The organism is Bradyrhizobium hipponense (genome assembly GCF_008123965.1).
Taxonomy (GTDB): Bacteria; Pseudomonadota; Alphaproteobacteria; order Rhizobiales; family Xanthobacteraceae; genus Bradyrhizobium; species Bradyrhizobium hipponense.
This window is the reverse complement of the sequence record NZ_VSTH01000062.1, coordinates 16,366-42,573: the sequence shown is the minus strand read 5'-3', so window position 1 is coordinate 42,573 and position 26,208 is coordinate 16,366. Positions and strand designations below refer to the sequence as shown.

23 protein-coding genes and 2 pseudogenes are annotated in these 26,208 nt (G+C 62.7%); 19 read left to right on the top strand and 6 right to left on the bottom strand.

The annotated features are described in order from the left end of the window. Positions 1–82 precede the first annotated feature (82 nt). The 12 genes and pseudogenes from FXV83_RS20395 (at position 83) to FXV83_RS20340 (ending at position 11,697) form a co-directional block, all read left to right on the top strand. Positions 83–1,150, top strand: a complete 1,068-nt coding sequence (locus FXV83_RS20395) for an ABC transporter ATP-binding protein (protein WP_148741193.1) — start codon at positions 83–85, stop codon at positions 1,148–1,150. Between the two features lie 50 nt (positions 1,151–1,200). Continuing rightward, entirely contained in the window at positions 1,201–2,520 is a 1,320-nt protein-coding gene (locus FXV83_RS20390; RefSeq protein ID WP_148741192.1) for an ABC transporter substrate-binding protein, read from the top strand. A 60-nt stretch (positions 2,521–2,580) separates the two neighbouring features. Continuing rightward, positions 2,581–3,537: a carbohydrate ABC transporter permease gene (locus tag FXV83_RS20385; protein WP_148741191.1), complete on the top strand. Its 957-nt coding sequence runs from the start codon at positions 2,581–2,583 to the stop codon at positions 3,535–3,537. Continuing rightward, on the top strand, positions 3,530–4,456 hold the full coding sequence (locus tag FXV83_RS20380; RefSeq protein WP_148741190.1) for a carbohydrate ABC transporter permease: 927 nt from the start codon (positions 3,530–3,532) through the stop codon (positions 4,454–4,456). Before FXV83_RS20385 ends, FXV83_RS20380 begins: the two co-directional genes overlap by 8 nt. Positions 4,457–4,560: 104 nt before the next feature. Further along, positions 4,561–5,547: a D-erythronate dehydrogenase gene (gene denD / locus FXV83_RS20375; protein WP_148741189.1), complete on the top strand. Its 987-nt coding sequence runs from the start codon at positions 4,561–4,563 to the stop codon at positions 5,545–5,547. Positions 5,548–5,571: 24 nt separating this feature from the next. Further along, positions 5,572–6,561 carry a sugar kinase gene (locus FXV83_RS20370; RefSeq protein ID WP_148741188.1) on the top strand — a complete coding sequence of 330 codons (990 nt, stop codon included), beginning with the start codon at positions 5,572–5,574 and terminating at the stop codon, positions 6,559–6,561. 12 nt (positions 6,562–6,573) lie between these two features. After that, on the top strand, positions 6,574–7,224 hold the full coding sequence (gene eda / locus FXV83_RS20365) for a bifunctional 4-hydroxy-2-oxoglutarate aldolase/2-dehydro-3-deoxy-phosphogluconate aldolase (protein WP_148741187.1): 651 nt from the start codon (positions 6,574–6,576) through the stop codon (positions 7,222–7,224). Positions 7,225–7,282: 58 nt separating this feature from the next. Further along, positions 7,283–8,452, top strand: coding sequence for an acetyl-CoA acetyltransferase (locus FXV83_RS20360; protein ID WP_148741186.1), 1,170 nt, complete (start codon positions 7,283–7,285; stop codon positions 8,450–8,452). 172 nt (positions 8,453–8,624) lie between these two features. Next, positions 8,625–8,822 (top strand): hypothetical protein, encoded by a 198-nt coding sequence (locus tag FXV83_RS20355; RefSeq protein WP_148741185.1) that lies wholly within the window; start codon positions 8,625–8,627, stop codon positions 8,820–8,822. A gap of 120 nt (positions 8,823–8,942) precedes the next feature. Then, positions 8,943–10,143 (top strand): annotated as a pseudogene (locus tag FXV83_RS20350) (CaiB/BaiF CoA transferase family protein). Positions 10,144–10,843: 700 nt separating this feature from the next. Then, positions 10,844–11,371 carry a carboxymuconolactone decarboxylase family protein gene (locus tag FXV83_RS20345; RefSeq protein WP_148741184.1) on the top strand — a complete coding sequence of 176 codons (528 nt, stop codon included), beginning with the start codon at positions 10,844–10,846 and terminating at the stop codon, positions 11,369–11,371. Positions 11,372–11,394: 23 nt separating this feature from the next. Continuing rightward, the gene (locus FXV83_RS20340) at positions 11,395–11,697 is read left to right on the top strand and encodes a nucleoside triphosphate pyrophosphohydrolase family protein (RefSeq protein WP_148741183.1); all 303 of its coding nucleotides are present in this window, start codon (positions 11,395–11,397) and stop codon (positions 11,695–11,697) included. Between the two features lie 15 nt (positions 11,698–11,712). On the opposite strand, the gene glsA is transcribed toward FXV83_RS20340, so the two are convergent. Then, a complete protein-coding gene (gene glsA / locus FXV83_RS20335) occupies positions 11,713–13,560 on the bottom strand; it encodes a glutaminase A (RefSeq protein WP_148741182.1) in 1,848 nt (615 codons plus the stop codon). 151 nt (positions 13,561–13,711) lie between these two features. After that, positions 13,712–13,933, bottom strand: a complete 222-nt coding sequence (locus FXV83_RS20330) for an acyl-CoA carboxylase biotin carboxyl carrier protein subunit (RefSeq protein WP_148741181.1) — start codon at positions 13,931–13,933, stop codon at positions 13,712–13,714. Positions 13,934–14,027: 94 nt separating this feature from the next. Between FXV83_RS20330 and FXV83_RS20325 the strand changes: the two genes are divergently transcribed. From FXV83_RS20325 to FXV83_RS20305, 5 genes are all read left to right on the top strand, one after another. Beyond that, a complete protein-coding gene (locus FXV83_RS20325; RefSeq protein WP_187436028.1) occupies positions 14,028–15,002 on the top strand; it encodes an IclR family transcriptional regulator in 975 nt (324 codons plus the stop codon). Beyond that, complete coding sequence (locus FXV83_RS20320; RefSeq protein WP_148741179.1) at positions 14,932–16,491, top strand: acyl-CoA carboxylase subunit beta; 1,560 nt, start codon at positions 14,932–14,934, stop codon at positions 16,489–16,491. Before FXV83_RS20325 ends, FXV83_RS20320 begins: the two co-directional genes overlap by 71 nt. A 335-nt stretch (positions 16,492–16,826) precedes the next feature. Continuing rightward, positions 16,827–18,254 (top strand): TadE/TadG family type IV pilus assembly protein, encoded by a 1,428-nt coding sequence (locus tag FXV83_RS20315; protein WP_148741178.1) that lies wholly within the window; start codon positions 16,827–16,829, stop codon positions 18,252–18,254. Positions 18,255–18,264: 10 nt separating this feature from the next. Continuing rightward, positions 18,265–18,822, top strand: a complete 558-nt coding sequence (locus FXV83_RS20310; protein ID WP_148741177.1) for a TadE/TadG family type IV pilus assembly protein — start codon at positions 18,265–18,267, stop codon at positions 18,820–18,822. After that, positions 18,822–19,475 (top strand): TadE/TadG family type IV pilus assembly protein, encoded by a 654-nt coding sequence (locus FXV83_RS20305; RefSeq protein ID WP_148741176.1) that lies wholly within the window; start codon positions 18,822–18,824, stop codon positions 19,473–19,475. The genes FXV83_RS20310 and FXV83_RS20305 overlap by 1 nt, the downstream gene beginning before the upstream one ends. 59 nt (positions 19,476–19,534) lie before the next feature. On the opposite strand, the gene FXV83_RS20300 is transcribed toward FXV83_RS20305, so the two are convergent. The 4 genes and pseudogenes from FXV83_RS20300 to FXV83_RS44140 all read right to left on the bottom strand — a co-directional run. Continuing rightward, positions 19,535–21,010 (bottom strand): FAD-binding oxidoreductase, encoded by a 1,476-nt coding sequence (locus tag FXV83_RS20300; RefSeq protein ID WP_148741175.1) that lies wholly within the window; start codon positions 21,008–21,010, stop codon positions 19,535–19,537. Between the two features lie 129 nt (positions 21,011–21,139). Further along, the gene (locus tag FXV83_RS20295) at positions 21,140–22,405 is read right to left on the bottom strand and encodes a PD-(D/E)XK nuclease family protein (protein ID WP_187436027.1); all 1,266 of its coding nucleotides are present in this window, start codon (positions 22,403–22,405) and stop codon (positions 21,140–21,142) included. A 138-nt stretch (positions 22,406–22,543) separates the two neighbouring features. Next, positions 22,544–23,080: a DUF3732 domain-containing protein gene (locus tag FXV83_RS42865; protein WP_235939920.1), complete on the bottom strand. Its 537-nt coding sequence runs from the start codon at positions 23,078–23,080 to the stop codon at positions 22,544–22,546. 48 nt (positions 23,081–23,128) lie between these two features. After that, a pseudogene (locus FXV83_RS44140) lies at positions 23,129–24,054 on the bottom strand (patatin-like phospholipase family protein); the annotation flags it as partial. Positions 24,055–24,280: 226 nt separating this feature from the next. Here FXV83_RS44140 and FXV83_RS20285 point away from each other — a divergent pair. Both FXV83_RS20285 and FXV83_RS20280 read left to right on the top strand, forming a co-directional pair. Next, positions 24,281–25,063, top strand: coding sequence for an acetoacetate decarboxylase (locus FXV83_RS20285; RefSeq protein ID WP_148741173.1), 783 nt, complete (start codon positions 24,281–24,283; stop codon positions 25,061–25,063). 111 nt (positions 25,064–25,174) lie between these two features. After that, the gene (locus FXV83_RS20280; RefSeq protein WP_148741172.1) at positions 25,175–26,188 is read left to right on the top strand and encodes a transporter; all 1,014 of its coding nucleotides are present in this window, start codon (positions 25,175–25,177) and stop codon (positions 26,186–26,188) included. Positions 26,189–26,208: the final 20 nt, after the last annotated feature.

Sequence of the window (26,208 nt, the reverse complement as noted above, 5' to 3'; positions counted from 1 at the left end):
TCGGGCTTCGTTCGGTGAAGTCTGAAAAAACAAGACGGTGGCGGCGCGACAGCTGCGTCGTCGAGTCGAAGGAGGGAGCTAGATGTCGTCTGTGCAAATCCGCGACGTGCGGAAATCGTTCGGCAATTTTGAAGTCCTGCACGGAGTCTCGATCCCGATCGAGGATGGCCAGTTCGTCGTCCTGGTTGGCCCCTCCGGCTGCGGCAAGTCGACGCTTCTGCGCATGCTCGCAGGCCTCGAGAACATCACCTCCGGCACGATCTCGATCGGCGACCGCGTCGTCAACAATGTCCAGCCCAAGGAGCGGGATATTGCGATGGTGTTCCAGAACTACGCGCTTTATCCGCACATGACGGTCGGCGAAAACATGGGTTTCTCGCTCAAGCTGCGCAATGCCAGCTCCGACGAAATCAACAAGCGCGTCAAGCGCGCGGCCGAAATTCTAGCGCTGTCGCCGCTGCTCGAACGCTATCCGCGCCAGCTCTCCGGCGGCCAGCGTCAGCGCGTCGCCATGGGCCGCGCCATTGTGCGCGATCCGCAGGTGTTCTTGTTCGACGAGCCGTTGTCGAATCTCGACGCCAAGCTGCGCGTCGCCATGCGCACCGAGATCAAGGAGCTGCATCAGCGGCTGAAGACGACAACCGTCTACGTCACGCACGACCAGATCGAGGCCATGACCATGGCCGACAAGATCGTTGTCATGCACGACGGCATCGTCGAGCAGATGGGCACGCCGCTCGAACTCTACGACAAGCCGGAGAACCAGTTCGTCGCCGGCTTCATCGGCTCTCCTGCGATGAATTTCCTCAAGGGCCATGTGCGCGCCAACGGCGTTGCGACCTTCGAGGGACCGAACGGGGTCAAGCTGCCGCTGCGAAGCGCGCCGGCGGCGTCCGACGGCCGTCCTGTGGTCTTTGGCGTCCGGCCCGAACATTTCACCATCGCCGACGACGGTGCCGAAGCCGAGATCGTCGTGGTCGAGCCGACCGGTTCCGAAACTCAGGTGTTTGCAAAGCTCGGTGGCGAGCAGGTCGTCGCGGTCTTCCGCGAGCGTCACCAATTCAACCCCGGCGACAAGGTTCGGCTGAAGCCCGATCCGTCCGTGGTTCACTTGTTCGACGAGGCGACAGGGAAACGGCTCAATACGTAAGGCGAGCTGAATAAAGCAAGCTACAAAAAAAGCATCACAGGGAGGACACTATGCAAGACTTTACCCGCCGGGCTCTGCTTCAAGGCGGAACGGCACTGGCTGCCACCGGCGCACTGACCGGGCCGGCACTGTTCGAATTTGCAAAAGCCTGGGCGGCGGATTCGCCCTGGAAGGCCGAGGCGGGCGCCAAATTGACGGTGATGCGCTGGAAGCGCTTCGTGCCGGCGGAAGACGATGCGTTCAATGCCACGGTTGCCGCGTTCAAGGCCGCGACGGGTACGGACATGAACGTGTTCAGCGAGTCCTTCGAGGACGTGCAGCCGAAGGCGTCCGTGGCCGCCAACACCGGCTCGGGTCTCGACATGGCGTGGGGCCTCCACACACTGCCGCAGCTGTTCCCGACCAAGGTTCTGAAGATGAACGACGTCGCGGACTATCTCGGCAAGAAGTATGGCGGATGGACCGACGCCGCTGCCAAGACCTGCAAGAAGGGCGATGACTGGCTTGGTATCCCCGTCGCAACCGTCGGCGGCTATATGACTTACCGGAAGTCGGCGACTGACAAGGCCGGGTTCAAGGAGTTTCCGAAGGATTTCCCTGGCTTCCTCGAAATGTGCAAGGCCATGAAGGCGAACAACACGCCGGCCGGTTTTGCGCTTGGACACGCCAGCGGTGACGCCAATGCCTGGCTGCACTGGATCCTCTGGGGTCACAACGCCTGGACCGTCGACAAGGACGACAAGGTCATCATCAACTCGCCTGAGACGTTGAAGGCGCTGGAATACGCCAAGGCGCTGTCGGACACTTTCATCCCCGGCGTCGCCTCCTGGAACGATTCCTCCAACAACAAGGCGTTTCTTGCCGGCGAGCTCTTCTGCACCTCCAACGGTATCTCAATCTATGTCGCCGCGAAGGACGATGCGACCAAGAAGGATCTTGCGGAAGATACCTATCACGCGTTGTGGCCTGTGGGCCCGATCGGGAAGCCGACCGAGTTGCAGCTCACGGTTCCGATCCTCGCTTTCAACTTCACGAAATATCCGAACGCCGCGAAGGCCTTCACCGCGTTCATGCTGGAGAAGGAAAATTTCGAGAAGTGGCTGTCGGGCGCGCGGGGTTATCTGACCCACACGCTGAATGCTTACGATAGTGCGCCGGTGTGGACGGCGGATCCCAAGAACGCGGTGTTTGCCGAAGCCTCCAAGCGCGCGCTACCGGCGTCGGGCATCGGCACGCCGGGCGAGAAGGCTGCGACCGCGATCGCGGATTTCATCGTGGTCGACATGTTCGCCAACTACTGCACCGGGGCGAAGGACGCCAAGGGCGCCGTCACGGAAGCCGAGCGGCAGTTGAAGCGGATCTATCGCTAATGTCATGGAGCGGGCGGTTTCGCCGCCCGCTCATTTGCACTCCGATCAGGGATGTCGGGTATGGCTGATATCGCAGTTGCCCCCCGAGCCAAGCCTCAACTTCGCGAGGCGACCGCCTGGGAGCAGCTCAGGCACAACCGCAATTGGCTCGGTTTCTGGTTCATGCTGCCGGCCATGGGGTTCCTGATCTTCTTCCTGGCCTATCCGCTGGGGCTCGGCATCTGGCTGTCCTTCACCGACACCCGTATCGGTCGGGTCGGGCACTTCATCGCCACGGAAAATTATGAGTGGCTCTGGGATGATTCCATTTTTTGGCTGTCGGTGTTCAACACGCTGCTCTATACCTTCGTCGCCAGCGCGCTCAAATTCGCGATCGGACTGTATCTTGCGTTGCTCCTGAACGAGAATATGCCGTTCAAGGCGATGCTGCGTGCGATGGTCCTGATCCCCTTCATCGTACCGACGGTGCTGTCGGCGCTGGCCTTCTGGTGGATCTTCGATTCCCAGTTCTCGATCATCTCCTGGTCGCTGAAGCATCTCGGCCTGATCAGCCAGAACATCAACTTCCTCGGCGACACGACCTGGGCGCGGATCTGCGTGATCTTCGCCAATATCTGGCGCGGCGTGCCTTTCGTCGCGATCACGTTGCTCGCGGGGCTACAGACCGTGTCCCCGTCGCTCTACGAAGCCGCAACCCTCGACGGCGCCTCCAGCTGGCAGAGGTTCCGCTACATCACCTATCCGCTTCTCACCCCGATCATCGCAGTCGTGATGACCTTCTCGGTGCTGTTCACCTTCACCGATTTCCAGTTGATCTGGGCGATGACCCGCGGCGGTCCGGTCAACGCCACGCATCTGATGGCGACATTGTCCTATCAGCGCGCGATCATCGCGGGACAGTTGGGGGAGGGTGCCGCAATCTCCAGCGCCATGATTCCCTTCTTGCTCGCGGCCATCATGATCTCCTGGTTCGGCTTGCAGCGCCGCAAATGGCAGCAGGGAGAAAGCAATGACTGACCTGCCCACCAGATCCATCGATCTCAAAGCCGTACTGACTGCCTCTTCGCCGACGGCCGATCATAGCGAGGGCATGAGCTATCTGCAGTCGGTGCCGCGGCGGATCGTGACGCTCTATCTGCCGCTCACGATCATCGTCGTGATCCTGCTGTTTCCGTTCTACTGGATGGCGCTGACCTCGGTGAAACCGGACGAGCAACTGCTCGACATGGAGACCTACAGCCCGTTCTGGACCTGGAGCCCAACGTTCAAGCACTTCCACAAGCTGCTTTTTGAAAGCTATTACCCGCACTGGCTCTGGAACACGATGTATGTGGCGGTGTGCGCCACCGTGCTGTCGATCATCGCGAGCGTGCTTGCGGCCTATGCCATCGTGCGGCTGCGCTACAAGGGCGCCAATCTGGTCGGCGGCCTGATCTTCCTCGCGTATCTCGTGCCGCCCTCGATCCTGTTCATCCCGCTCGCCACCGTCGTGTTCCAGTACGGCCTGTTCGACTCGCCGATGGCCCTGATTCTGACCTATCCCACCATCCTGATCCCGTTCTCGACCTGGCTGTTGATGGGCTATTTCAAGACCATTCCCTTCGAGCTCGAGGAGTGCGCGTTGATCGACGGTGCAAGCCGCTGGCAGATCCTGATCAAGATCGTGCTGCCGCTCGCGATCCCCGGGCTGATCTCGGCTTTCATCTTCTGCTTCACGCTGTGCTGGAACGAGTTCATCTACGCGCTGACCTTCCTGCAATCGACCAGCAACAAGACGGTGCCGGTCGCGATCGTCAACGAGTTCGTGGATGGCGATATCTACCGCTGGGGCTCGCTGATGGCAGGCGCCTTGGCCGGCTCGCTGCCGCTGGTCATCCTTTACGCCTTCTTCGTGGAGCATTATGTGTCGGCGATGACCGGCGCCGTGAAGGAATAAGCACGGGGCATTGAGAGCGCGCCAAGGGAAACCGAAGCGAACGTGCCAGGAGCGGCGCGTTCCGGCCAATTAGCGCGTTCCGGCCAACAATAAGGAGTAGGCTCTTGCGCATTCTGGTTCTGGGCGCCGCCGGCATGGTCGGCCGCAAATTGTGTGAACGGCTGTTGCGCGACGGCCGTCTCGGCAAGAGCGACATCACCAAGCTGACCATGCACGACGTGGTCGAGCCGAAGAAGCCGGAAAAGGCCGGTTTTGCCGTCGAGACGGTGTCGGGCGACTTTGCCGTCCTAGGTGCGGCTGAAAAACTGATCGCCGGCCGCCCGGATGTGATCTTCCACCTCGCCGCGATCGTCTCGGGAGAAGCCGAGCTCGACTTCGACAAGGGCTACCGCATCAATCTCGACGGCACCCGGATGCTGCTCGATGCTGTCAGGCTCGCAGGCGGCGGTTACAAGCCGCGTGTGGTCTTCACCTCCTCGATCGCGGTGTTCGGCGCGCCGTTCCCGGACGCGATCGGCGATGAGTTCTTCCACACGCCGCTGCTCAGCTACGGGACCCAGAAGGCGATCGGCGAACTGCTGCTCGCCGATTATTCGCGCCGCGGCTTCCTCGATGGCATCGGCATCCGCCTGCCGACCATCTGCATCCGGCCCGGCCTGCCCAATAAGGCGGCATCGGGCTTCTTCTCCAGCATCCTGCGTGAGCCGCTCGCCGGCAAGGAGGTCGTGCTGCCAGTCTCCGAGGACGTCCGCCACTGGCATGCGACGCCGCGTTCCGCCGTCGGCTTCCTGCTCCATGCCGGCACCATGGATCTCGCCGCGGTCGGCCCGCGCCGCAACCTGACCATGCCGGGGCTCTCGGCCACGGTCGGCGAGCAGATCGCGGCGTTGAGGCGGGTCGCGGGCGACAAGGTCGCGGCCCGCATCAAACGGGAGCCGGATCCCTTCATCGTCGGCATCGTCGGCGGCTGGCCGCGTAATTTCAACCCAAAGCGGGCGCTCGAGCTCGGCTTCACCACCGCCGAGAAGTCCTTCGACGACATCATCCGCATTCACATCGAAGACGAGCTCGGCGGCAGTTTCGTCGCCTGATCTGTGACCGAGCGGGTAAAAGTGATGGCGAGCGTTGCTTGCATCGGCGAATGCATGGTCGAGCTCCGGCAGGCCCAGGGCGGGCATTCTGCTGGCCCGTCTAGCAGCGGACAAGGGCAGGGCGGTGGCCTGTACTCGCGCGGATTTGGCGGTGACACCCTCAACACGGCGGTCTATCTCGCGCGGCTCGAGGTCAAGGTCGATTATTTCACCGCGCTCGGCGATGACGCCTTGAGCGATGAGATGATTGCGGCCTGGACCGCGGAGGGGGTCGGGACCCGGCGCGTCGTGCGGCTACCGGGGAAGCTGCCCGGCCTCTACATGATCCAGCTGGATGCAAACGGCGAGCGGCAGTTCTTTCACTGGCGCGACAGCGCCGCGGCGCGCCGGCTGATGGATCTGCCGGAGACGGACGAGCTGCTCAACTCGCTGATGAGCTACGACATCGTCTATCTCTCCGCCATCACGCTGTCGATCTACGAGCCGGCCGGGCGCGAGCGTCTGTTTGCGGCGATCAAGCGTGCGCGCCTGCTCGGCACGCGCTTCGTGTTCGACACCAATTTTCGCGCGCGCGGGTGGCCCGATCGCGACGTCGCTCGCGAGGTTTTTGCGGCGGCCTTCGCCGCGGCCGATATCGTGCTGACCTCGACCGAGGATTTGCTCGCGCTCTATCCCGGCGAGAGCCACGAGCAGTTGATGGCGCGCATTCCCTCGCCGGAGCTGGTGTTCCGGCTCGCCGAGCCGGTGAGCCTGCTGCGCTTTCCCGGCGGCACGAGCAAGGTGCATGCCGAACCCATGACCAGGCCCGTGGCCGACACCACCGCCGCCGGCGACAGCTTTGCCGCGGCCTATATCGCGGCCCGGCTCGGCGGTTCCGATCCGGTCGAGGCCGCCCAGGCCGGACACCGGCTCGCCAGCCTCGTGATCTGCTATCCCGGCGCCATCATTCCGGGCTATGCCATGCCGCCGAAGAAACGCCACCGGCCGGCGGCGTCACGCCAGGCGACCAAGTAAAGAAGCGAAACGATGACCACGACTGCCCAACAAAACCACCTCGTCGCGCTGTTTCGGGACGCGACCGTCATCCCCGTTCTCACCATCGAGCGTATCCAGGATGCCGTGCCGCTGGCGCGCGCGCTGGTCGCCGGCGGCGTCCGCACGCTGGAAGTGACGCTGCGCACCCCTGTCGCGATCGAGGCGGCGAGGGCGATGATGGCTGAAGTGCCCGAGGCCAACGTCGGCATCGGCACGATCCTCAATCCGGCCGACTTCGCCCGTGTCGAGAAGCTCGGCGTCAAGTTCGGCATCAGCCCCGGTTTGACCCCCGATCTGCTGAAGGCCGCGGCCGACAGCGCCTTGCCGTTCGCGCCGGGCATCGCTACCGCCTCCGAGCTGATGATGGCGCTGGCCCACGGCCTCGACGTCGCGAAATTCTTCCCGGCCGAGCAGGCCGGCGGCATCAAGGGCCTGCGCGCGCTCGGCGGTCCCTTCCCGAACGTGCGGTTCTGCCCCACGGGCGGGATCGGCGAGGCCAATGCGGCGAGCTGGCTCGCCGAACCCAACGTGGTCGCGGTCGGCGGTTCCTGGCTGTGCCCGGCCGCGGAGATCAGGGCCGGCAACTGGGCCGGCATAACTGCCATCTGCCAGCGCACGCTGAAGGCCCTGAAAGCCGCGTGAAGTCTTGCCATCCTTGGGCTAAGACTTAGGTCAGTAAGAGATCCTAGGGAGAATGACCATGACCGCCAGCATCGTCGGATGGGCGCATACGCCGTTCGGCAAGTTCGACACCGAAACCGTCGAAAGCCTCGTGACCCGCGTTGCCAATGAGGCGATGGCCGATGCCGGTATCTCCGCCTCCGACGTCGACGAGATCGTGCTCGGCCATTTCAACGCCGGCTTCTCGCCGCAGGATTTTACCGCCTCGCTGGTGCTTCAGGCCGATCCGAAGCTGCGCTTCAAGCCGACGACCCGTGTCGAGAACGCCTGCGCCACGGGATCCGCCGCCGTTCACCAGGGGGTTCGCGCGATCGCCGCAGGGGCGGCCAGGATCGTGCTGGTCGTCGGCGTCGAGCAGATGACGCGAACGCCGAGCGCCGAGATCGGCAAGAATCTTCTGAAGGCGTCGTATCTGCCGGAGGACGGCGACACCGTCGGCGGCTTCGCCGGAGTGTTCGGCAAGATCGCCAGCTCCTATTTCCAGAAATACGGCGACCAGTCCGATGCGCTGGCGCTGATCGCGGCCAAGAACCACAAGAACGGCGTCGCCAATCCCTACGCCCAGATGCGCAAGGATTTCGGCTTCGAGTTCTGTCGTGCCGAGAGTGAGAAGAATCCTTACGTCGCCGGTCCTTTGAAGCGCACCGACTGCTCGCTGGTCTCCGACGGCGCTGCCGCCCTGGTGCTGGCCGATGCCGAGACCGCCAAGGGCATGAGCAAGTCGATCGGCTTCCGCGCCACTGCGCACGCGCAGGATTTTCTGCCGATGTCCAAGCGCGACATCCTCCAGTTCGAGGGCTGCACGGTCGCTTGGCAGCGCGCGCTCGAGAAGGCGGGCGTGGCGCTCACCGACCTCTCCTTCGTCGAGACCCATGACTGCTTCACTGTCGCCGAGCTGATCGAGTACGAAGCGATGGGGCTGACGCCGAAGGGGCAGGGCGCCCGCGCCATCAAGGAAGGCTGGACGCTCAAGGACGGCAAGCTGCCGGTCAATCCGTCCGGCGGTCTGAAGGCCAAGGGCCACCCGATCGGCGCCACCGGCGTCTCCATGCACGTGATGACGGCGATGCAGCTTGCGGGCCAGGCACCCGAGGGCATGCAGCTCAAGAACGCCACCCTCGGCGGCATCTTCAACATGGGCGGCGCCGCGGTCGCAAACTACGTCTCCGTGCTGGAGCCGCTGAAGTAAGTCTTGTAGGGTGGGTTAGCGAAGCGTAACCCACCATGACTGCTTCCGCGGAGAAAGAAGCAGTGGATTACGCCTCCGGCTAATCCACCTTACAGCCTTTGCGCCAGATCATGGTGGGCGCGCTCGGCTTTGCCCACCTTACGGCTCCTGATCGATTTGCAAGGAATGCATCATGAGCGACGACACACTCTCACTCGACCAACTCAATGATCGCATCGCGATCCTCGAGGACAATATCCGCCAGCTAATCGAGCAGGCCGCCGCCGCTTCGGGTGAGCAGAACGAGGCGCGCATCGCCGACCGCATCAATCAGCAGAACGACGAGCTCGATCGGCTCTTGAAGATCCGCGAATCCCGCCAGAAGAAATAGCGGCCGTTTCACCGCGCGGCGCATGGGGCCATACCCCGCCCGCCCTTGCGCCGCAGGCGCCGCTGCCGTTAGCTGGACCGATCGCGGGCCGATTTGAGCCCGCGCAATCGAGAGCAAACGATGGGGCCGCTAGAGGGCATCAAGGTCATCGACATGACGACCGTGCTGATGGGGCCCTATGCGACCCAGATGCTCGGCGACTACGGCGCTGATGTCATCAAGGTGGAATCGCTCGACGGCGACGTCACCCGCCTGATCGGCCCGATGCGCCCATGCCGGCATGGGTCCGGTGTTCCTCAACACCAATCGCAGCAAGCGCTCGATCTGCCTCGATCTGAAGAAGCCGGCCGGCCGCGAGGCCGTGCTGCGACTGCTGAAGGACGCGGACGTTCTTGTCTACAACGTCCGTCCGCAGGCGATGGCGCGGCTTCAGCTCGGCTACGACGTCGTCTCCGACATCAATCCGCGCCTCGTCTATGCCGGCGTGTTCGGCTTCGGCCAGGACGGGCCCTATGCCGCAAAACCCGCCTATGACGATCTGATCCAGGGCGCGACCGCGCTCCCTACGTTGATGGCGCAGACCGGCGACGGTGTGCCGCGCTATGTGCCGAACGCGCTGGTCGACCGCATCGTCGGCCTGACCGCCGTCGGCGCGATCTGCGCCAGCCTCGTGCATCGCGATCGCACCGGACGCGGCCAGCGCGTCGATATCCCGATGTTCGAGACCATGGCCGGCTTCGTCATGGGCGACCACATGGGCGGGCTCACCTATGAGCCGCCACTCGACAAGGGCGGCTATGCCCGCCACCTCTCGCGCGACCGCAGGCCCTACAAGACATCGGACGGCTATCTCAGCGTCATCGTCTACAACGACAAGCAGTGGGAGAACTTCTTCAAGGCGACGGGACGCGACGACCTTCGCGCCGATCCCAAATTCGCAACCTTTGCCGGCCGCGCCACCAATATCGACGTCGTCTATGCCGAGCTCGCCCGCATCTTCGAGACGCGCACCACGGCCGAGTGGATCGACCTGCTGACCAAGGCCGACGTGCCGGTGATGCCGATGCACGACCTCGCGTCGATCCTGCACGACGAGCATCTCGAAGCGACGAATTTCTTCCCGGTCGTGAACCATCCCACAGAAGGCCCGATCCGCAGCATGAAGGTGACGGCGACGTGGTCGGAGACCGAAGCCGAGCCGGTCCGGCTGGCGCCGCAGTTGAACGAGCACGGCGCGGAGATTCTGAAGGAGATCGGATACCGCGCGGATGAAATTGCTGCGATGGTTCGCGACGGAGTGACGCGGTCAGCGCCGGAGTAGGGGAGAAGCAATGACCAAGATTCTCTCATCCGTCATTCCGGGGCGCGGCGAAGTCGCGAGCTACGATGCGCAATTGCGCATCTGAGGATCCATCGCTCGGCATGTTCGGAGGATAAATGGATTCCGGGCTCGCGCCCCAAGCGGGCGCGCCCCGGAATGACAGCGGGGGAACCCCATGAGCTTCATCACAGACGTGTAGCAGGATTCGTCATTCGGGGGCGGTCCCAACAAAAACAACAATGGACCGAGCCTGGAACGGGATTCTGGGCCTGGCTCGTGCGAAAGCCACCCCGGAATGACGAAAGCTCTTGCTAACGCAAATCCAACTAACGCCCGTAGAACAGGATGCTGGCGATGACCAGCATCGCCGTCACCGCCAGCATGTGCGCGAGCGCTCCCGAGGCTGCCCCCTTGGTGGCTTCCCTCATGCCGTTTTCTCCCTAGACTTGGGCGCGACTCATCGTTGCGCGCGAGCGCAAGCGACGGCCATATTTTGTTACTCGGAACACCCCACTTCGAGTATCCGCTGCGATGTGTCCCCACGCAGCGAATATCGACCGTGCCAAGGTCGATCAGCAATGCGGCGGCATTTTGACTCGATGTTGTTGCTCCTGCGTCCCCGCGCGAATAGAGTTTCAGGGAACCGATACCGGTAACGACAATAAGCCTCAAAGGCTTAGGGAAAATCTTCAGGAAAATCATGGCCCGCATCAACTACAGCGACCCGTCCAAGGCCTCCGACCGCACCCGCGAGATCCTCGACAAGAACCGCAACGCCAACATCTTCCGGATGATGGCGCATTCGCCGAGCTATTTTGAGCAGTACTGCCGGCTCGGCGGCGCCATCCGTCACAAGGGCGAGCTCGATCCGGTCGTGCGCGAGCTTGCGATCACTCGCACCGGCATTTTGTGCGAGGCGCCATACGAGATCGTCGCGCACAAGCGCATCGGCAAGAATGTCGGCGTCACCGACGCGCAGAACGAAGCGCTCGAGAACTGGCAGGCCGCGACTTGCTTCAATGAGGTGCAGCGCGCGGCACTCGCTTTCACCGACGAGATCGTGAAGCTGAACAAGCCGACGGACGCCACCTTCAAGGCGATCGCGTCAAAACTGACTCCAGGTGCACTGGTTGAGCTGCAACTGTCGGTCGGCTTCTACATCATGACCTCGAAATTCCTGGAGACTTTTGAGATAGATCTTCAGCCGGTCGCGGAAGTGGTGGGTTGAACCGAAAACGCCGAGAGAAGCCGATGACGATCGATGAATATGCGGCCTGGGCCGCTGGCGTTGCGAAAGTCGATGAGCATCCGTCGAACGAGCGGTTGTCCTATCTCGGTCTTGGCCTCGCCGGTGAGGCCGGCGAGGTCGCTGATCATATCAAGAAGCTGTTGCGCGATGGCTGGCTCGATCAGGCGGGTCTCGTCAATGAGCTCGGCGATGTCATCTACTACTGGGCCTGCCTGTGCGCAGCGACTGGCCAGAAGCCGTCCGAATTGCTCAAGGCAAGCTCGCAGCGGATCAACCGGCGGCTGAGCGAGGCGGCGAGCCGCTGAGCTGTACCGGCCAGCTCACGTCGACGTCAAAATATCCACCTTGGCGTTGGCGACGATCAGGCGATCGGCCAGGAGCTGCGCCAGATTGCGCATGATGCGCTCGCTGGCATGCGGGTGCTGCTTGCGGAAGCGCTCGAAGGCTTTGAGAGGCACTTCGAATGCGGTCGCTGCCATGTCGGCGAACACATCGGCGGAGCGGGTGGCTTCCAGCAAGGCCATCTCGCCAAACGCCATGCCGGCAGTCAGTGTCGCCAGCCGCACGCCGTCGGGCAGCGTGACATGCACGGCGCCGCTGCGCAGGAAGAACAGGGAATCGGCGGGATCGCCGGCCGCCACGATCTTTGCGCCGGATTGATAGGTGCGGACGGTGCAGAGCGAGGCGAGGTCCGCCAGCTCGTTGTCGCCAAGCCCCGCAAGTAACGGCTGCTCGGCAAGCTCGGTGGTCTCGTGAAAGTCGATCGAGCCGCCATAGCGGTAGACGATCTGGTCTTCCGCCCATTCGATCGCGGTGTCGAGCAGGTAGAAGTCGCGGACATTCTTCAGTTCGGCGGTCCATTCCCGCAACGTGTTCCACTCCTTCGAGGCGCGCTTGACGCCGGAGATGATCACGGTGACGTTCAGCGCTGCGAGCTCTTCGAAGGCTTCGGCCACCAGCCGTGCGCCGGCGCGCGTGGTGGAGGTGACGCGGTGCAGGTCGAACACCACGAATTGCGGCCGCGGCCGGCCCGCCAGCCGGCGCGAGACATAGTCGACCGCCGAAAGCGACAGCGTGCCGACCAGTTCGATCACCCGCACCTCCTGCTGATGGGCCGCCAGGATCTCGCGCTCCTGCGGCCGGCGCACGCGCCGCGACGGGCTCTTGCCGATGTCGTAGTCGGCGATAACCGCGTTGCGGGCGTCGTCGCTGCGGTTGAGCATGTGCAGGTCGTAGTGCGAGGATAGCGCTTCGCAGACCTTGATGCCGCGCACGCTGTTGCCGTGCTTGTCGAGTCTTGGCGAATAGCTGCCGAGCCCGAGGCGCGCGGGCAGGGCCGCGAGAATGCCGCCGCCGACGCCGCTCTTGGCGGGGATGCCGATCCGGTAGATCCATTCGCCGGCATAATCGTACATGCCCGACGACGTCATCACCGACAGCGTGCGCGAGATCGCGTAGGGCGTCAGCACCTGCTCGCCGGTGACCGGGTTGACGCCGCGATTGGCGAGCGTCGCCGCCATCACCGCGATATCGCGCGCCGTCACCAGCACCGCGCATTGCCGGAAATAGACATCGAGCACATCAGCAACGTTGTCCGAGATCACCGCATTGGTCTTCAGCAGGTAAGCGATGGCACGGTTGCGGTCGCCGGTCTGGCTTTCCGATGAATAGACGGCTTCGTCGACGGCGAGATCGCGCCCCGCAAACCGGCCGAGCGCGAGGCGGATCTGCTCGAAGGCGTCAGCGCCCTTGCTCGCCTGGATCAGCCCGGTGCAGGCGATCGCGCCGGCATTGACCATCGGGTTGAAAGGATGGTTCTCGGAATTGAGCCGGATCGAGTTGAAGGGATCGCCTGACGGCTCGACGCCGATCGCGCTCTCGACCTTGCCTGCGCCGAGCAGGTCGAGCGCCAGCGCGAACACGAACGGTTTCGACATCGACTGGATGGTGAAGGGCACCCGGCTGTCGCCGACCTCATAGACATGGCCGTCCAGCGTCGCGAGGCTGATGCCGAAATACGCAGGGTCGGCCTTGCCCAGCTCGGGGATGTAGTCGGCGACTGCGCCCGAGGTCTCGGCTGAGAATTCGTTGAGGCAAGTGTCCAGAAACCGCAGCAACGGCGGTCTCGATCGGGTCCAGGCGGAGCTCGAAGGTGGTAGCGGTTTCATCGCCTGCTGTTGTGCAACGCAATCAGGGCACGCGCAACCCGCTGGCGTCCGATGGGCCATCCGTGGTGGCGCCCAAGCGCAAGACGCCGTGCACCATCGCAATGTCATGTGTTTCAGATTGTCGCCGGCCACAATCGGCAACGGTGCGCGCTTAACTCGCAACGATCGCGATGGCCTGGCCTTCGGCGACGACATCGTCGAGTTTCACCAGCAGCGATTTGACCGTGCCGGCCGCGGGCGAGGACACCGGTATCTCCATCTTCATCGCCTCGACCACCACAATCTCGTCGCCATCTGCCACTGTTCCTCCAACTTGCACGGGAGTTGCGCAGATGCGTCCCGCGACTTCAGTGACGATCTTAATTTCTGGCATGCCATCGCCTTTTTGTTGTCGTCGCAAAATGACTGAGGTAGCGTCGTCTGCAAGCGGAATTTAATTCCGCACAGCGGAACAACTGGTAGGGAACATGGGACGACGTTCAGAGCGGTTGAGTAGGCAAGGTGCGCTCGCTGGCGATGCCGGTGAAGGTGATGTGATCCAGGTGGTCTCGCGCGCGTTCGACGTGTTGCGATGCTTCGAGGGCCATGAGGCCCGGCTCGGCAATCTCGAAATTTCAAATCGCTGCGGCCTGCCGCGCTCGACGGTGTCGCGGCTGACGCACACGCTGACGCGGATGGGCCAACTGGTCTATTTGCCGCGCGACCAGAAATATCGCATCGGCCCAAGTGCGGTGGCGATGAGCGCCTCGATGATGAAGGGCGCGCAGCTGCGCAGCATGATCCGGCAGCGGCTCCAGGAAGTCGCCGAGCAATTGCCGGGCACGGTCGGCTTCGTCGTGCCCGATCGCTTTCATCTGGTCTATCTCCAGTTCGCGCGCTCGGCGACCGCACTCGGCCTGCACGAGGGCACCGGCAGCCGCATCTCGATGGCCTCGACCGCCGCGGGCGCGGCCTACACCGCGGCGATGGCGCCGGAGGTCGGCGATGCCTTCATTGCGGAAATGGAACGGGAAGCCCCCGAGGCTGCCAAGATCCTGCGGCCCCGTATCGAGGCCAACCGGCAGTCCTTGCGCGAGCGCGGCTATGTCGTGGCCTGCGGCCTGTGGAGCCCGCACATCAACGGGCTCGCGGTGCCGATCTGGTCACCGCAATACCAGACCTTCGTGGTCATCACGATCGGACTTCTCTCCGCGATGTACGACGAGCAGCGGCTGCATGCTGAAGTCGCACCGCTGATGATCGAGCTTGGCAGGTCGCTCGGCAGCTTGCTTGAGGGCACGGAAGGCGACGTCTTCAACAACCGTCTCGCGCGCAAGCCGATCGCGATGGCCGTGCATAACAATAATAAGCCGATCAATTCGGAGGCAGTGAATGAACTGGAAGCCGGAACTCGACGAGCTCGCCCGGCGCGAGGGCTTCGCGCGGGAGATGGGCGGCGTTGACAAGGTCAGGCGACAGCATGACCAGGGCCGGCTGACTGTTCGGGAGCGTATCGACAGACTGATCGACAAAGACAGCTTTCACGAGATCGGTGCTGTCTCCGGCGTCGGCGAATACGATCCAGCGGGCGAGCTCAAAAGCGTGACGCCGGCGAATTGTGTGTTCGGCCGCGCGCGCATCGAGGGCCGCACCGTGGTGGTTGTCGGCGACGATTTCACCGTCCGCGGCGGCTCCGCTGATGCGTCGATCTCGGCAAAGCCGCTGATGGCGGAGGAGATGGCGCACGGTTTCCGCCTGCCCGTTGTCCGCATCATCGAAGGCTCCGGCGGCGGCGGCTCGGTCAAGACCATCGAGACCAAGGGCGCGGCGAACCTTCCGGGCGGCATCGGCGGCACGCGCTGGTACCGCTTCACGACGGAGAATCTGGCGCGCGTGCCCGTGGTCGCGCTGGGACTGGGGTCGGTCGCCGGCCTCGGCGCGGCGCGCCTTGCCGCCAGCCACTATTCCGTCATGACCAGGAAGTCCGCGATGTTTGTCGCAGGCCCTCCGGTGGTGAAGGCGCTGGGGCAGGACCTCTCGAAGGAGGAACTGGGCGGCGCCGATATCCAGACCCGCGCCGGTGCGATCGATCATGCCGTCGAGACCGAGGAGGAGGCCTTTGCCTGCGCGCGGCGCTTCCTCTCATACCTGCCGTCATCGGTCTACGAGTTGCCGGCGACCTTGCCCTGCGCCGACAATCCGGAGCGCACCGAAGAGGCGCTGATGAACGTGGTGCCGCGCAACCGCAAGCAGGTCTACAAGATGCGCCCCATCATCGACGCCGTCGTCGATAAGGGCTCGTTCTTCGAGGTCGCGTCCAATTTCGGCAAGCCGATCATCGTTGGCCTGGCGCGGCTCGAGGGCAGGGCGGTGCTGCTGCTCGCCAGCGACAGTTTTCACTACGGCGGCTCCTGGACCGCGGATGCCTGCCAGAAGGTGGTGCGCTGGGTCGACTTCGCCGAGACCTTCCATCTGCCGATCGTCTATCTGATGGATTGCCCCGGCTTCATGATCGGCCTCGACGCCGAGAAAGCGGCCACCATCCGCCACGGCGTCCGCGCCATGGCGGCGGTGAACCAGACCACGGTGCCCTGGTGCACGGTGATCCTGCGCAACGCCTTCGGCGTTGCCGGCGTGGTGCATCAACCGGCCGACCGGTTCTCGATCCGTTACGCCTGGCCGTCGGCCTATTGGGGCTCGCTGCCGCTCGAAGGCGGCATCGAAGCCGCCTACCGCGCCGATATCGACGCGGCCGAGGACAAGGCGGCCAAGCTGAAGGAAATCGAGGATCGCCTCAACAAGCTTCGCTCGCCGTTCCGCTCCGCCGAAAAGTTCTGGATCGAGGAGATCATTGATCCCCGCAAGACGCGGTCGCTCTTGTGCGAGTTCGCACGGCTTGCGGAGCCGCTGCGCAAGCCGGGCCCGCCCGCGAATATGTCGATCAGGCCGTAACCCAGGGACGGTGACCCTGTGGCAATGCCTCCGGCGTCCGCCCGCATGGTGGCCATCGCCGCCGGCGCGCACCGCTTGCGCCACCGCCCTACCTCCAGCCAGCCATTCTCGCCGAGCCCGTTTAGTTGGCGTTAATGATGCCTTCTCAATATGACACATCTCAATCTGTCGCCTCCATGTTTATGGATTGCCCGTAAGCGTTGATTAAGGGGGCTATAGCCATATTTCCGCCGTGACGAGCGAGGGGTCGGCGGCGAGACCTGACCATCTCCTCCGGTCGCAAGTGTTCAGGGAATGGTCTCTGCCGCAGCGACGGCAATCAGGATGAAGGTCATATGCTCCGCCGCGCAGTGCTTCGTTTCGCGAGAGATCGGAAGGCCAACATCGCCGTCATTTTCGCGCTCATGTTGGTTCCGATCATCTTTCTCCTCGGCATGACGCTCGACTACACGCAGGCCGTGCGCAAGCGGGAGCAATTGAACGCAGCCGCCGATGCGGCCGCAATTGCAGCCGTGAGGCCGGCGATGCTGACCCAGACCGACTCCACCGTAGTCCAGGCGACCGCGGCAGCCGTCTTTGCAGCGAAGGCGAATCTTCCCGGTCTGTCGGCGGTGCCGACGCCGACGATCACCGTCACGGATTCCGGCCTCGCGCGGAGCATCACGGTCTCCTACGTCGCCGAGGCCATCAACAATTTCCCCAGCGTTCTCGGCAAGCAGACCTGGCAGGTCAACGGCTCGGCGACGGCGAAGGCGTCGAGCGCGCCCAACATGAACTTCTATCTGCTGCTTGACGATTCGCCGTCGATGGCGATCGCTGCGACGCAGGCCAATATCGACAAAATGATCGCGGCCACGACGGCCCAGCCCAGCTATGCGAGGAATTGCGCGTTTGCCTGCCATGAGGCGCATCCCAACAACGCAAATCCCAGCTCGACGAACAAGGACAATCTCACCGTCGCGCGTGCGAACAACATCGTGCTGCGCATCGATCTCGTGACGAACGCCGTTACGCAATTGCTGCAGGGACCCTGGACGTGCCCGCAGTCGGGCGTTTCGGGCGGCGTCATGCAGTGCATGGCGGCGCTCAACAACACGACCTACAAGGCTGCCATCTACACCTTCGACTATGCCCTCAACACGATCCAGACGCTGACCACCCCGGCCACCGCGGCCACGAAGATCCCCAACATTCAGCTCCTGACGGTCGACCACCAGAACTGTCCCGTTCTCAACGGCTCGGGCGGCTGCGTCTACACCACCGACTACGGCACGGATATCTCGAAGGGGCTGACGGACGTCAACGCCGTGATGCCTACGCCGGGCACCGGCACCAATCAGGCGGGCGATACGCCGCAGGAGGTGGTCTTCCTCGTCACCGACGGCGTCGAGGACAAGCTCATCCCGAAGACGGGAGGCACCTGCGACCCCAATGCCACCTACGCGCTTCCGGCAGCGAACTCGACGACCTTGCGATGCCAGCAACCGCTCAACACGGCGATCTGCACGACGATCAAGAACCGCGGCATTCGCATTGCGGTCCTCTACACCGAGTATCTGCCGCTGCCGACCGAAAGCTGGTACAACACCCGCATCGCGCAGTTCAACAGCCCATCCTCTTCGACCGGCACGATCGCGACGCGGCTGCAATCATGCGCGTCGCCCGGCCTCTACTCAAACGTTCAGAATGGTGGCGACATCTCCAAGGCACTGACGGACCTGTTCCTCAAGGTTGCGTCCAGTACGGCCAGCCTAGTGCAATAGGGGAAGAGCCATGCTCGGATCAGACGCAACAACGAAGAGGCGCCGCAACCGCTGCGCTGCGTTCGCTCGCGACAGCAAGGGCGCTACGGCCGTCGAATTCGCTCTCGTCGCGGCGCCGTTCCTCGCTCTCGTCATCGCGCTCATGCAGACGTTTCTGGTCTTCTTTGCCCAGCAGATGCTTGAATCCGTGGTACGCCAGTCGGCGCGCCTCGTCATGACCGGGCAGGTCCAGTCCGCGCAACTGACGCAGGCGACCTTCAAGCAGAAGGTCTGCGATCAGATCGTCATCCTGTTCAGTTGCAGCGGCCTGATGATCGATATGCAGGTCGCAACATCGTGGTCTAGCGCCAACACGGCTACGCCCGCCCTGACCTTCGACGGCTCGGGCAATGTCACCAACACGTGGCAGTACAATCCGGGCAATGCCGGCGACATCGTCGTTCTCCGCGTCATGTACGTTTGGCCGGTCGTGCTGGGGCCGCTCGGTTTCAACCTCTCGAACCTCGGCAATGGGAATCGGCTGATCATGTCGTCCGCCGCGTTCCAGAACGAGCCAGGAGCTTCCTGATGATCGGCGCCCTGTCATCCCGCATCCGGGACCTGTTGAGCGATGTTCGCGCCGTTGCGGCGACGGAGTTCGCCATCGTGACCCCCTTCATGCTGGTGCTCTATGTCGGCGGCGTCGAACTCGGCAACGGGCTCGCCATGAACGTCAAGGTCAGCGCCACCGCGCACAGTGTCGCCGACATGATCTCGCAGAACACGGCAGTCACTGCGACCCAGATGGACGGCATCCTCGCGGCAGCAACCGCCATCATGGCTCCGTATCCCGTCAATAACGGCAGCACGTCCTTGATGACGATTACGGTTTCGGAAGTGTCGACCGACTCCTCGGGCAACGCGACGGTGCAATGGAGCAAGTCGACGAGCACGTCGGGGGCGAGAGCTGTCGGTCAGCAGATGACCTTGTCCTCCTTTACCGCCCCGGGCGGCACCAGCAATGCCAATATCTCGCTCATCCTCAGCGAGGTGTCCTACGACTACGCGCCCAACCTCGGCTTCACGATCGCCGGTACGGTCAGGCTGACCGACAGCTACTATCTGTTCCCGCGCTGCTCGACCAACAGCCCGGCCACGTCGAGCTTTCCCTACTATGACGTGAAATATCCGGCGACGACGACCTGCACATGCGTGCAGCATTTGCAGCAGAAGACCTGCTAGCGTCGCCAAGCGGCGAGGAATGCAGGCTGTGAGGCGCGGCTGAAGCTGCCCGGCGTCGATCACAGCCGCAGCACCTTACCGGGATTCATGATGTTCTGTGGATCGAGCGCGCGCTTTATGGTTCGCATGATGTCGAGCTCGGTCTTCGAGCGGTAGTGACTGAGCTCGTCGAGCTTGTCCATGCCGATGCCGTGTTCGGCCGAGATCGAGCCGCCCATGGAGGCGATGAGATCGTTCACGGCGCGCGTGATGGCGCCCTTGTATTGGGTCAGCGTCGGCTGATCCATTCCCTTGGGGCCCATGAACGAAAAATGCAGGTTGCCGTCTCCGATGTGTCCCAGCGGATAGGGTCGAATGCTCGGGAGAATGTCGAGCACGGCCTTGATCCCCTTGTCGATGAACTCAGGAATCCTGGAGATCGCCACCGATACGTCAAAGCTCAGCCCCGGCCCCTCGGCTCGTTGGGCCTCGGCGACACTTTCGCGGATGCGCCACATGTTGCGTGATTGATTTCCCGTTTGCGCGATCGCCGCATCGAGCACGCGGCCGGCCTCGAGTTGATCGGCGAGAAACTGCTCCATCTTCTCGGACATGCCTTCAGTGCCGTCCTGGCGCGCTCGCGCGGACGACCATTCAAGCAGGAGGTACCATGGCGTATTCGCCTTGAGAGGATCCTGGGTGCCGGGAATATGGCGCAGCACCATGTCGATGGCGCTGCGGCTCATCAGCTCGCAAGAGCCAACATTGTCCTCGGAGGCCGCATGCGCTTCGGACAGGATCTCCAGGGCAGCGCGGGGATCGCGCACAGCCAGCCACGACGTGCAGACGTCCTTGGGCGCGGGCCAAAGCTTGAGAACGGCCTTGGTGATAATGCCCAGCGTCCCTTCGGCGCCCATGAAGAGATGCTTGAGGTCGTAGCCCGTGTTGTCCTTCTTGAGGGCGCGCAACCCGTCCCAGACGTCGCCATTGGCCAGCACGACCTCGAGCCCCAGCACGAGATTGCGGGCATTGCCATAGCGGAGCACCTGCACGCCGCCGGCGTTCGTCGACAAATTGCCGCCGATCATGCACGAGCCCTGGGCGCCAAGGCTGAGGGGCAGGAACCTGTCGTGCTCGGCCGCAGTCTCCTGAAGCGTTTGCAGCACGCAGCCGGCCTCGACCGTCATCGCGTAACCCACAGGGTCGACGTCGATAACGCGGTTCATGCGGCCGAGCGACAATACGATGCCGGTGTGCGCAGGCCAGGGCGTGGCTCCGCCCATCAGCCCGGTGTTGCCACCCTGCGGCACGATCGCGACGCCGTGCTCATGGCAAAGCCTGACCACTTGCGAGACTTCCTCGGTGCTGGCGGGACGAACGACGGCACCGGCACCTCCAACCAGCAATCCGCGCCAATCCGTCACGAACGGCTGCTTGCCGTGTTTGTCCTCAATAAAACCCTTCTCGCCGACGATCGCGCGCAATGCATCGCGTATCTGGGCTGTTAGTAGGGTAGTCGGGATAATCGGTTCGGACGACGATATTGCAGCCGGCATTTGCTTCCCCTGGTACATCTTGGTGTGTACTGCGCACGTGACGTGCTCAGGGTATTGTCCACGTTTGGGCCGTGGAGTCTAATGGCAATATGGCGAGAACCTGGGACCAGGCGGCCCCACTTGCGCCCATCACTGGCGCCGCAACCTCTGGCGGGCCGTGGTCTTCTCCTCCTCCGAGAAAATGTCGCTCCACTGTTCGTCTAGCGCCAACGATTCGATCGCGAGATCTAGACGATCTTCCATAGCCAAACGCGTAAAGCCGTCGGAGACGGGATGGGCAATCAGATACTTTGCCGCTCCAATCGCGCCACGCCGCTCCATAAGTTCAAGCATTCTAGCCGGCCGATACCCGAATTCGGCGCACTCCTGATATATTCTCATCAATGCTTGCCTCAACCCTTGCTCGCGGTCGAGATAAGCGGCAGCAGGCCTCACTTCCAATTGGGGCGTGAATATTCGCTTTAGTGATTCGGCATTGGCAATGATCCAGTCAGCGAGGGCCTTTACTTGTTGTAATCCCTCTAAGACCTTCCCCCTTTGCTCTCCAAAGGACCGCCGTGGATCGATGCCAGGTGTCCGACCGCGTATAAAAAGAGACTTCCCAGACGGTAGCTCATCAAAGTCGGTGCCCTCCAGTAGGCCGGATTTCTGGACGAGACCCAATTTGGTACGTAAGCCGGTGAATTGAATGTTTGCATACTTCCAAGCTTCGCTAGAGCCATATTCGTGTTTGAGCTTCACTTTCGGAAAGCCATCCGGAAGCGACAATCCTTCAAATGTCTTGGTCAGAGCTTTAGGGCCATCGCTCGAGGCTTTCACGGTCAAGCCGGGCACCACTTCGACTGCGAGAGCCGCATATTCTTCCGAAAAGGACCGCTTCTCGGGAACCGTGATTGGTGTCCACAAATCTCCTTGGCGCTTTCCACAAATTGCTTCCAGTAGGGAAATGCGGGCTGCAATTCGACCGTCTAGCTCTTCGTCTTCAATCCCCTCGTCGCGGCGCTTTTGAAGAAACTCAATGATCTCTTCAATTCCAATGCATGCATCAAACACATCACTTTGATGTGACTCAAGTCGCCACTTTGGCGCAATGAGTATTGCGCAAGCCGATCTAGTTCCCAGCCGGGCCCGATATTCAGAAACCTCGGAAGCGTAGCTCTCGACCTGACCGGGCTGAAAATCGGAGGTTACCTTGTTTTCGATGAGGACGCAGGCCGCGAGTTCATTGTCGACGTCAAACCAACCGAGCCGTACGTCGGTTTGTCGACTATCTTGCAGCCTTCGCGGTGATTTCTCTAAGCGAATGTCTTCAATTTGAGGTACATCGAATTTGCGAGCAACAGCCGTCAAAAACCAGTTTCTAAATTGACGGGACGAGAACAACTCCTCGACCAAACAATTGTCCAAGTCGCGCTCTCGTACGCGATCGCGAAATAAAGAATCTACCATAAGCACTAGCCCTTACCGCAATTAGCATCAGATCCCCAACCGTACGCGAGCATCGGTCGAATTGCCTGAATCTTCCTACGTTGGCTATTGCGTCGGCAGCCAAGCAGAAGGAATTAGAAAGTCCGCTTCTCCACGCCAATTTGCGACCTCTTCGACGCCGTCGATTTCGCCCCACGCGTGACGATCTGCGTGGTCAAGAATTATGATTTGAAGTCGCGCTTTGAAGCTCTTATGGGCGCGCGCGAGTGCTCTAAAAATCTGACGGGTGCTCTCTAGATCGTCCAGGTGTCGTGTAGAGCGCCTGCGGTCAACCTTGGTGCTGGCATCTTGGTTTTGTAGGACTTCCTCAAACGTGTCTGACGGAAAATAGACCTGGCTGGGCTGATCAATCACCAGGAAGGTGGGGACCGGGTTATGACTTTCGCGTTTTAGGAAGATTCCGTGCAATGCAAGAATTGTCGCGAGGTGGTAAGCCATCCAGTTTTCGCCACTGCCAATCTCCCATAGGAAATCTGGCTTAGCCGCTCCCTGATTCACAAATTTAACATTCAATTCGCGCTCGTCGAGCAAGGGGCGGCCTGTCGCGCCAGAAACACGAAGCTCTTCGACGAAACGCTCGATATATCTGGAGATTGCATCCCGTGCCCTCTCTTCTCTTTCTCGGCGGCTCGCCTTGAGCGCGCGATCCTCGTCGGACAACTGCGCGTCGGGAAGCTTCGCCAGCGCCTTGTAGAGCTGGACCTTGAGATTGTGGGTGCGGCGATAGACGTCGGTATTGTGGCGCGTGCGCGAGGAATACATGATGTCCTTGTGCCGGGCCATCACGTCCTGGATCGAGCGCGGCAGCACGCCGCGGGCGCTGAACAGGTCGACCTGGAACACCAGCGAGTTGAGGTCGTCCTCCTGGTCGAGCAGGTGCTGCAGCGGCGTGTTGGAGACGATGCCGCCGTCCCAGATGATCGGTGCCGATCCGCACCATCGGCAGTGCCGGCGGCAGGGCGCCGGAGGCCATGATGTGCTCCGGCCCGATCTCGTCATGGGCGTTGTCGAAATAGATGAAATTGCCCGAGAGCACGTTCACCGCGCCGACCGCGAAGCGGACCTCTCATTGATGAGGTCGAAGTCGACCAGCTCGAGCAGCGTCTCCTTTAGGGGCGCGGTGTCGTAATAGCTGGTCGCGGTCCTGGCGCCGACCGGACTGAACCAGGGATTGACCTGGTGCGGCGTGAAGAAGCCGGGCTGGCCGAACGCCGAGGTCATGTACGCGCTGACGAAATTGCGCGCCTGGCGGAACACGTCGCCGTCCGGCGTGTAGTGCCAGATCTTGCGGTTGGTGATGCGCTCCAGAAGATGCGGAGCTGATCGAGCCGGTTCTCCGGCCTGTTGCCGGCAATGATGGCCGAGTTGATCGCGCCGATCGAGACGCCGCAGACCCAGTCGGGCTCGATGCCCGCCTCGTGCAGCGCCTGATAGACGCCGGCCTGGTAGGCGCCGAGCGCGCCGCCGCCTTGCAGCACCAGCGCGACGCGGTCGCAGCGCTCGGGCCGCCAGCCCCGTGAGGGCGGCTGATGTGTCTGATATGTGCGGGCGTCCATGGCCGATGCCTCCTGCTTGGGCCGGACGATTACGTCCCGCGGTGACGGCGTGATGACAATTTCCGCACTGCTGCATCACCGGCATGCACGGCGGCGCGGGCGACATGGCGGCAGGTCACGCGTCTGACGGAAATCCATCACATCGCAGTCAATGAGGCCGTCTAGCAATTTGGGTCTAAGCAGAAGCTGCCGGGCAGGCATCACAGACATCAACAGGAGACCAGCGATGCGCAGGGAAGATTTGCTGAGACTTCCGTCCATGCCGGCCGCCGGACCGAGCTATCCGGCCGGTCCTTATCGCTTCGTCGACCGCGAATTCCTCGTCATCACCTACGAGACCGACCCCGACCTGATCCGCGCCGGGCTGCCCGAGCCGCTGGAGCCGATCGACCAGGCGATCGTGCACTACGAATGGATCAGGATGCCGGATTCCTCCGGCTTCGGCAGCTACACCGAATCCGGTCTCGTCATCCCAGCGCGCCTGCACGGCGAGGAGGTGAACTTCGTCTCGCAGATGTATCTGGACGACGATCCGCCGATCGCGGCGGGCCGCGAGATCTGGGGCTTTCCGAAGAAATACGCGCATCCAAAGCTTGAGATCGTCAAGGACACGTTGACGGGCACGCTGGAATATGCCGGCCAGCTCGTCGCCATGGGCACGATGGGCTACAAGCACGAGAGCATGGCCGGCAACGGCGATCTCACCCGCGCGACGCTGTCGAAGACGCAAGTTAATCTGAAGATGATCCCCGGCGTCGACGGCCGTCTCGAAATCTGCCAGCTCGTCGCGATCAACCTCACCGACATCGTGCCGAAGGGTTCGTGGATGGGGCCCGGCCGTCTGCATCTGGTGCCGCACGTCAATGCGCCGGTTGCCGATTTCCCGGTTCGCCGCGTCGTCGGCGCGCATCACTACATCGCCGACCTGACGCTGCCGTTCGGCCGCGTGGTGCATGACTACATCAGGGAAGCCGAGGCGGTGGCCGCGACGGGGCTGGCCGCGGAGTAGGGCGGCATCATCAAACTGTAACAAAGCCGTAATTGAGTATCGCGCGTGGATCCGGAAGGTGCCGTCGGCCATCTTCCGGAACGGGGCATTTGTGGACGGTTAGGGTTGGCCATGGCTGATGCGGCAAAGCTTGTCAGCGCGATTTCGGATGCGCCGTCCATCCCCGGCCTGGTCTGGGCGTTCCGGCTGCACGGCGACGGCAGCGCCGAGGCACTGGCGATCGACCAGCCGATCGAGTTTAGCCATGACGGCCGGCTCTGGCTGCATTTCAACCTGACCGACGCGCGCGTGCGGCCCTGGATCGCAGCCTCGCATCTGCCGCCGCTCGCGCGCGAGCTCTTGCTGTCCAACGACACCTTCCAGCAGCTTCACGTCATCGACCATTGCGTCTATGGCGTGTTCTCCGATCTCGTGCGCGACATCGACAGCGCGACGGAGGAAACCGCGTTCCTGCGCTTCGCCATGACCGAGCATCTCCTCGTCAGCGGCCGTCATCAGGCCCTGTGCTCGGCGGACGCGACGCGCAGGGTGCTCGAAGGCGGCTACCGCGTCGACAATGTCGCTCATCTCCTGGAGAAGATCGTCGACGAGGTCGCCGACACCCTGGACCGGATGGCCGACAAGCTCGGGCAGGAGATCGACGACATCGAGGAGCGAATTCTCGCCGATGTGGCCAAGCCGGAAATGCGCCGCACGCTTGGCCGGCTGCGCCGGACCTGCGTCAGGCTGCATCGTCAGCTGACCGGATTGCGCGTGCTGTTTCACCGCCTCGACCAGAAGAATACCGACCACCTTTCGCCCGCCTTGCGAATCCACGCCGGCAAGCTGGCGCAGCGGCTCGACGGGCTCGATCACGACATCGTCGAGCTGCGGGAACGCAGCCGACTGCTCGAGGAGGAGCTGCGCTTCAAGAACGAGGAGGAAAGCAATCGCCACCTCCACACGCTCTCGATCGTGACGACGCTCTTGCTGCCGCCGACGCTGATCACCGGTATCTTCGGCATGAACACCAAGGGCCTGCCGCTCACAGATGTCGAGACCGGATTCCTCTGCGCCGCCGGCCTGATGGCAAGCTCGGTTGGCCTCGCCTACCTGTTCATGCGGCGCACGGGCATCTTCAAATAGCGCACGCAAGCCGGTATCAG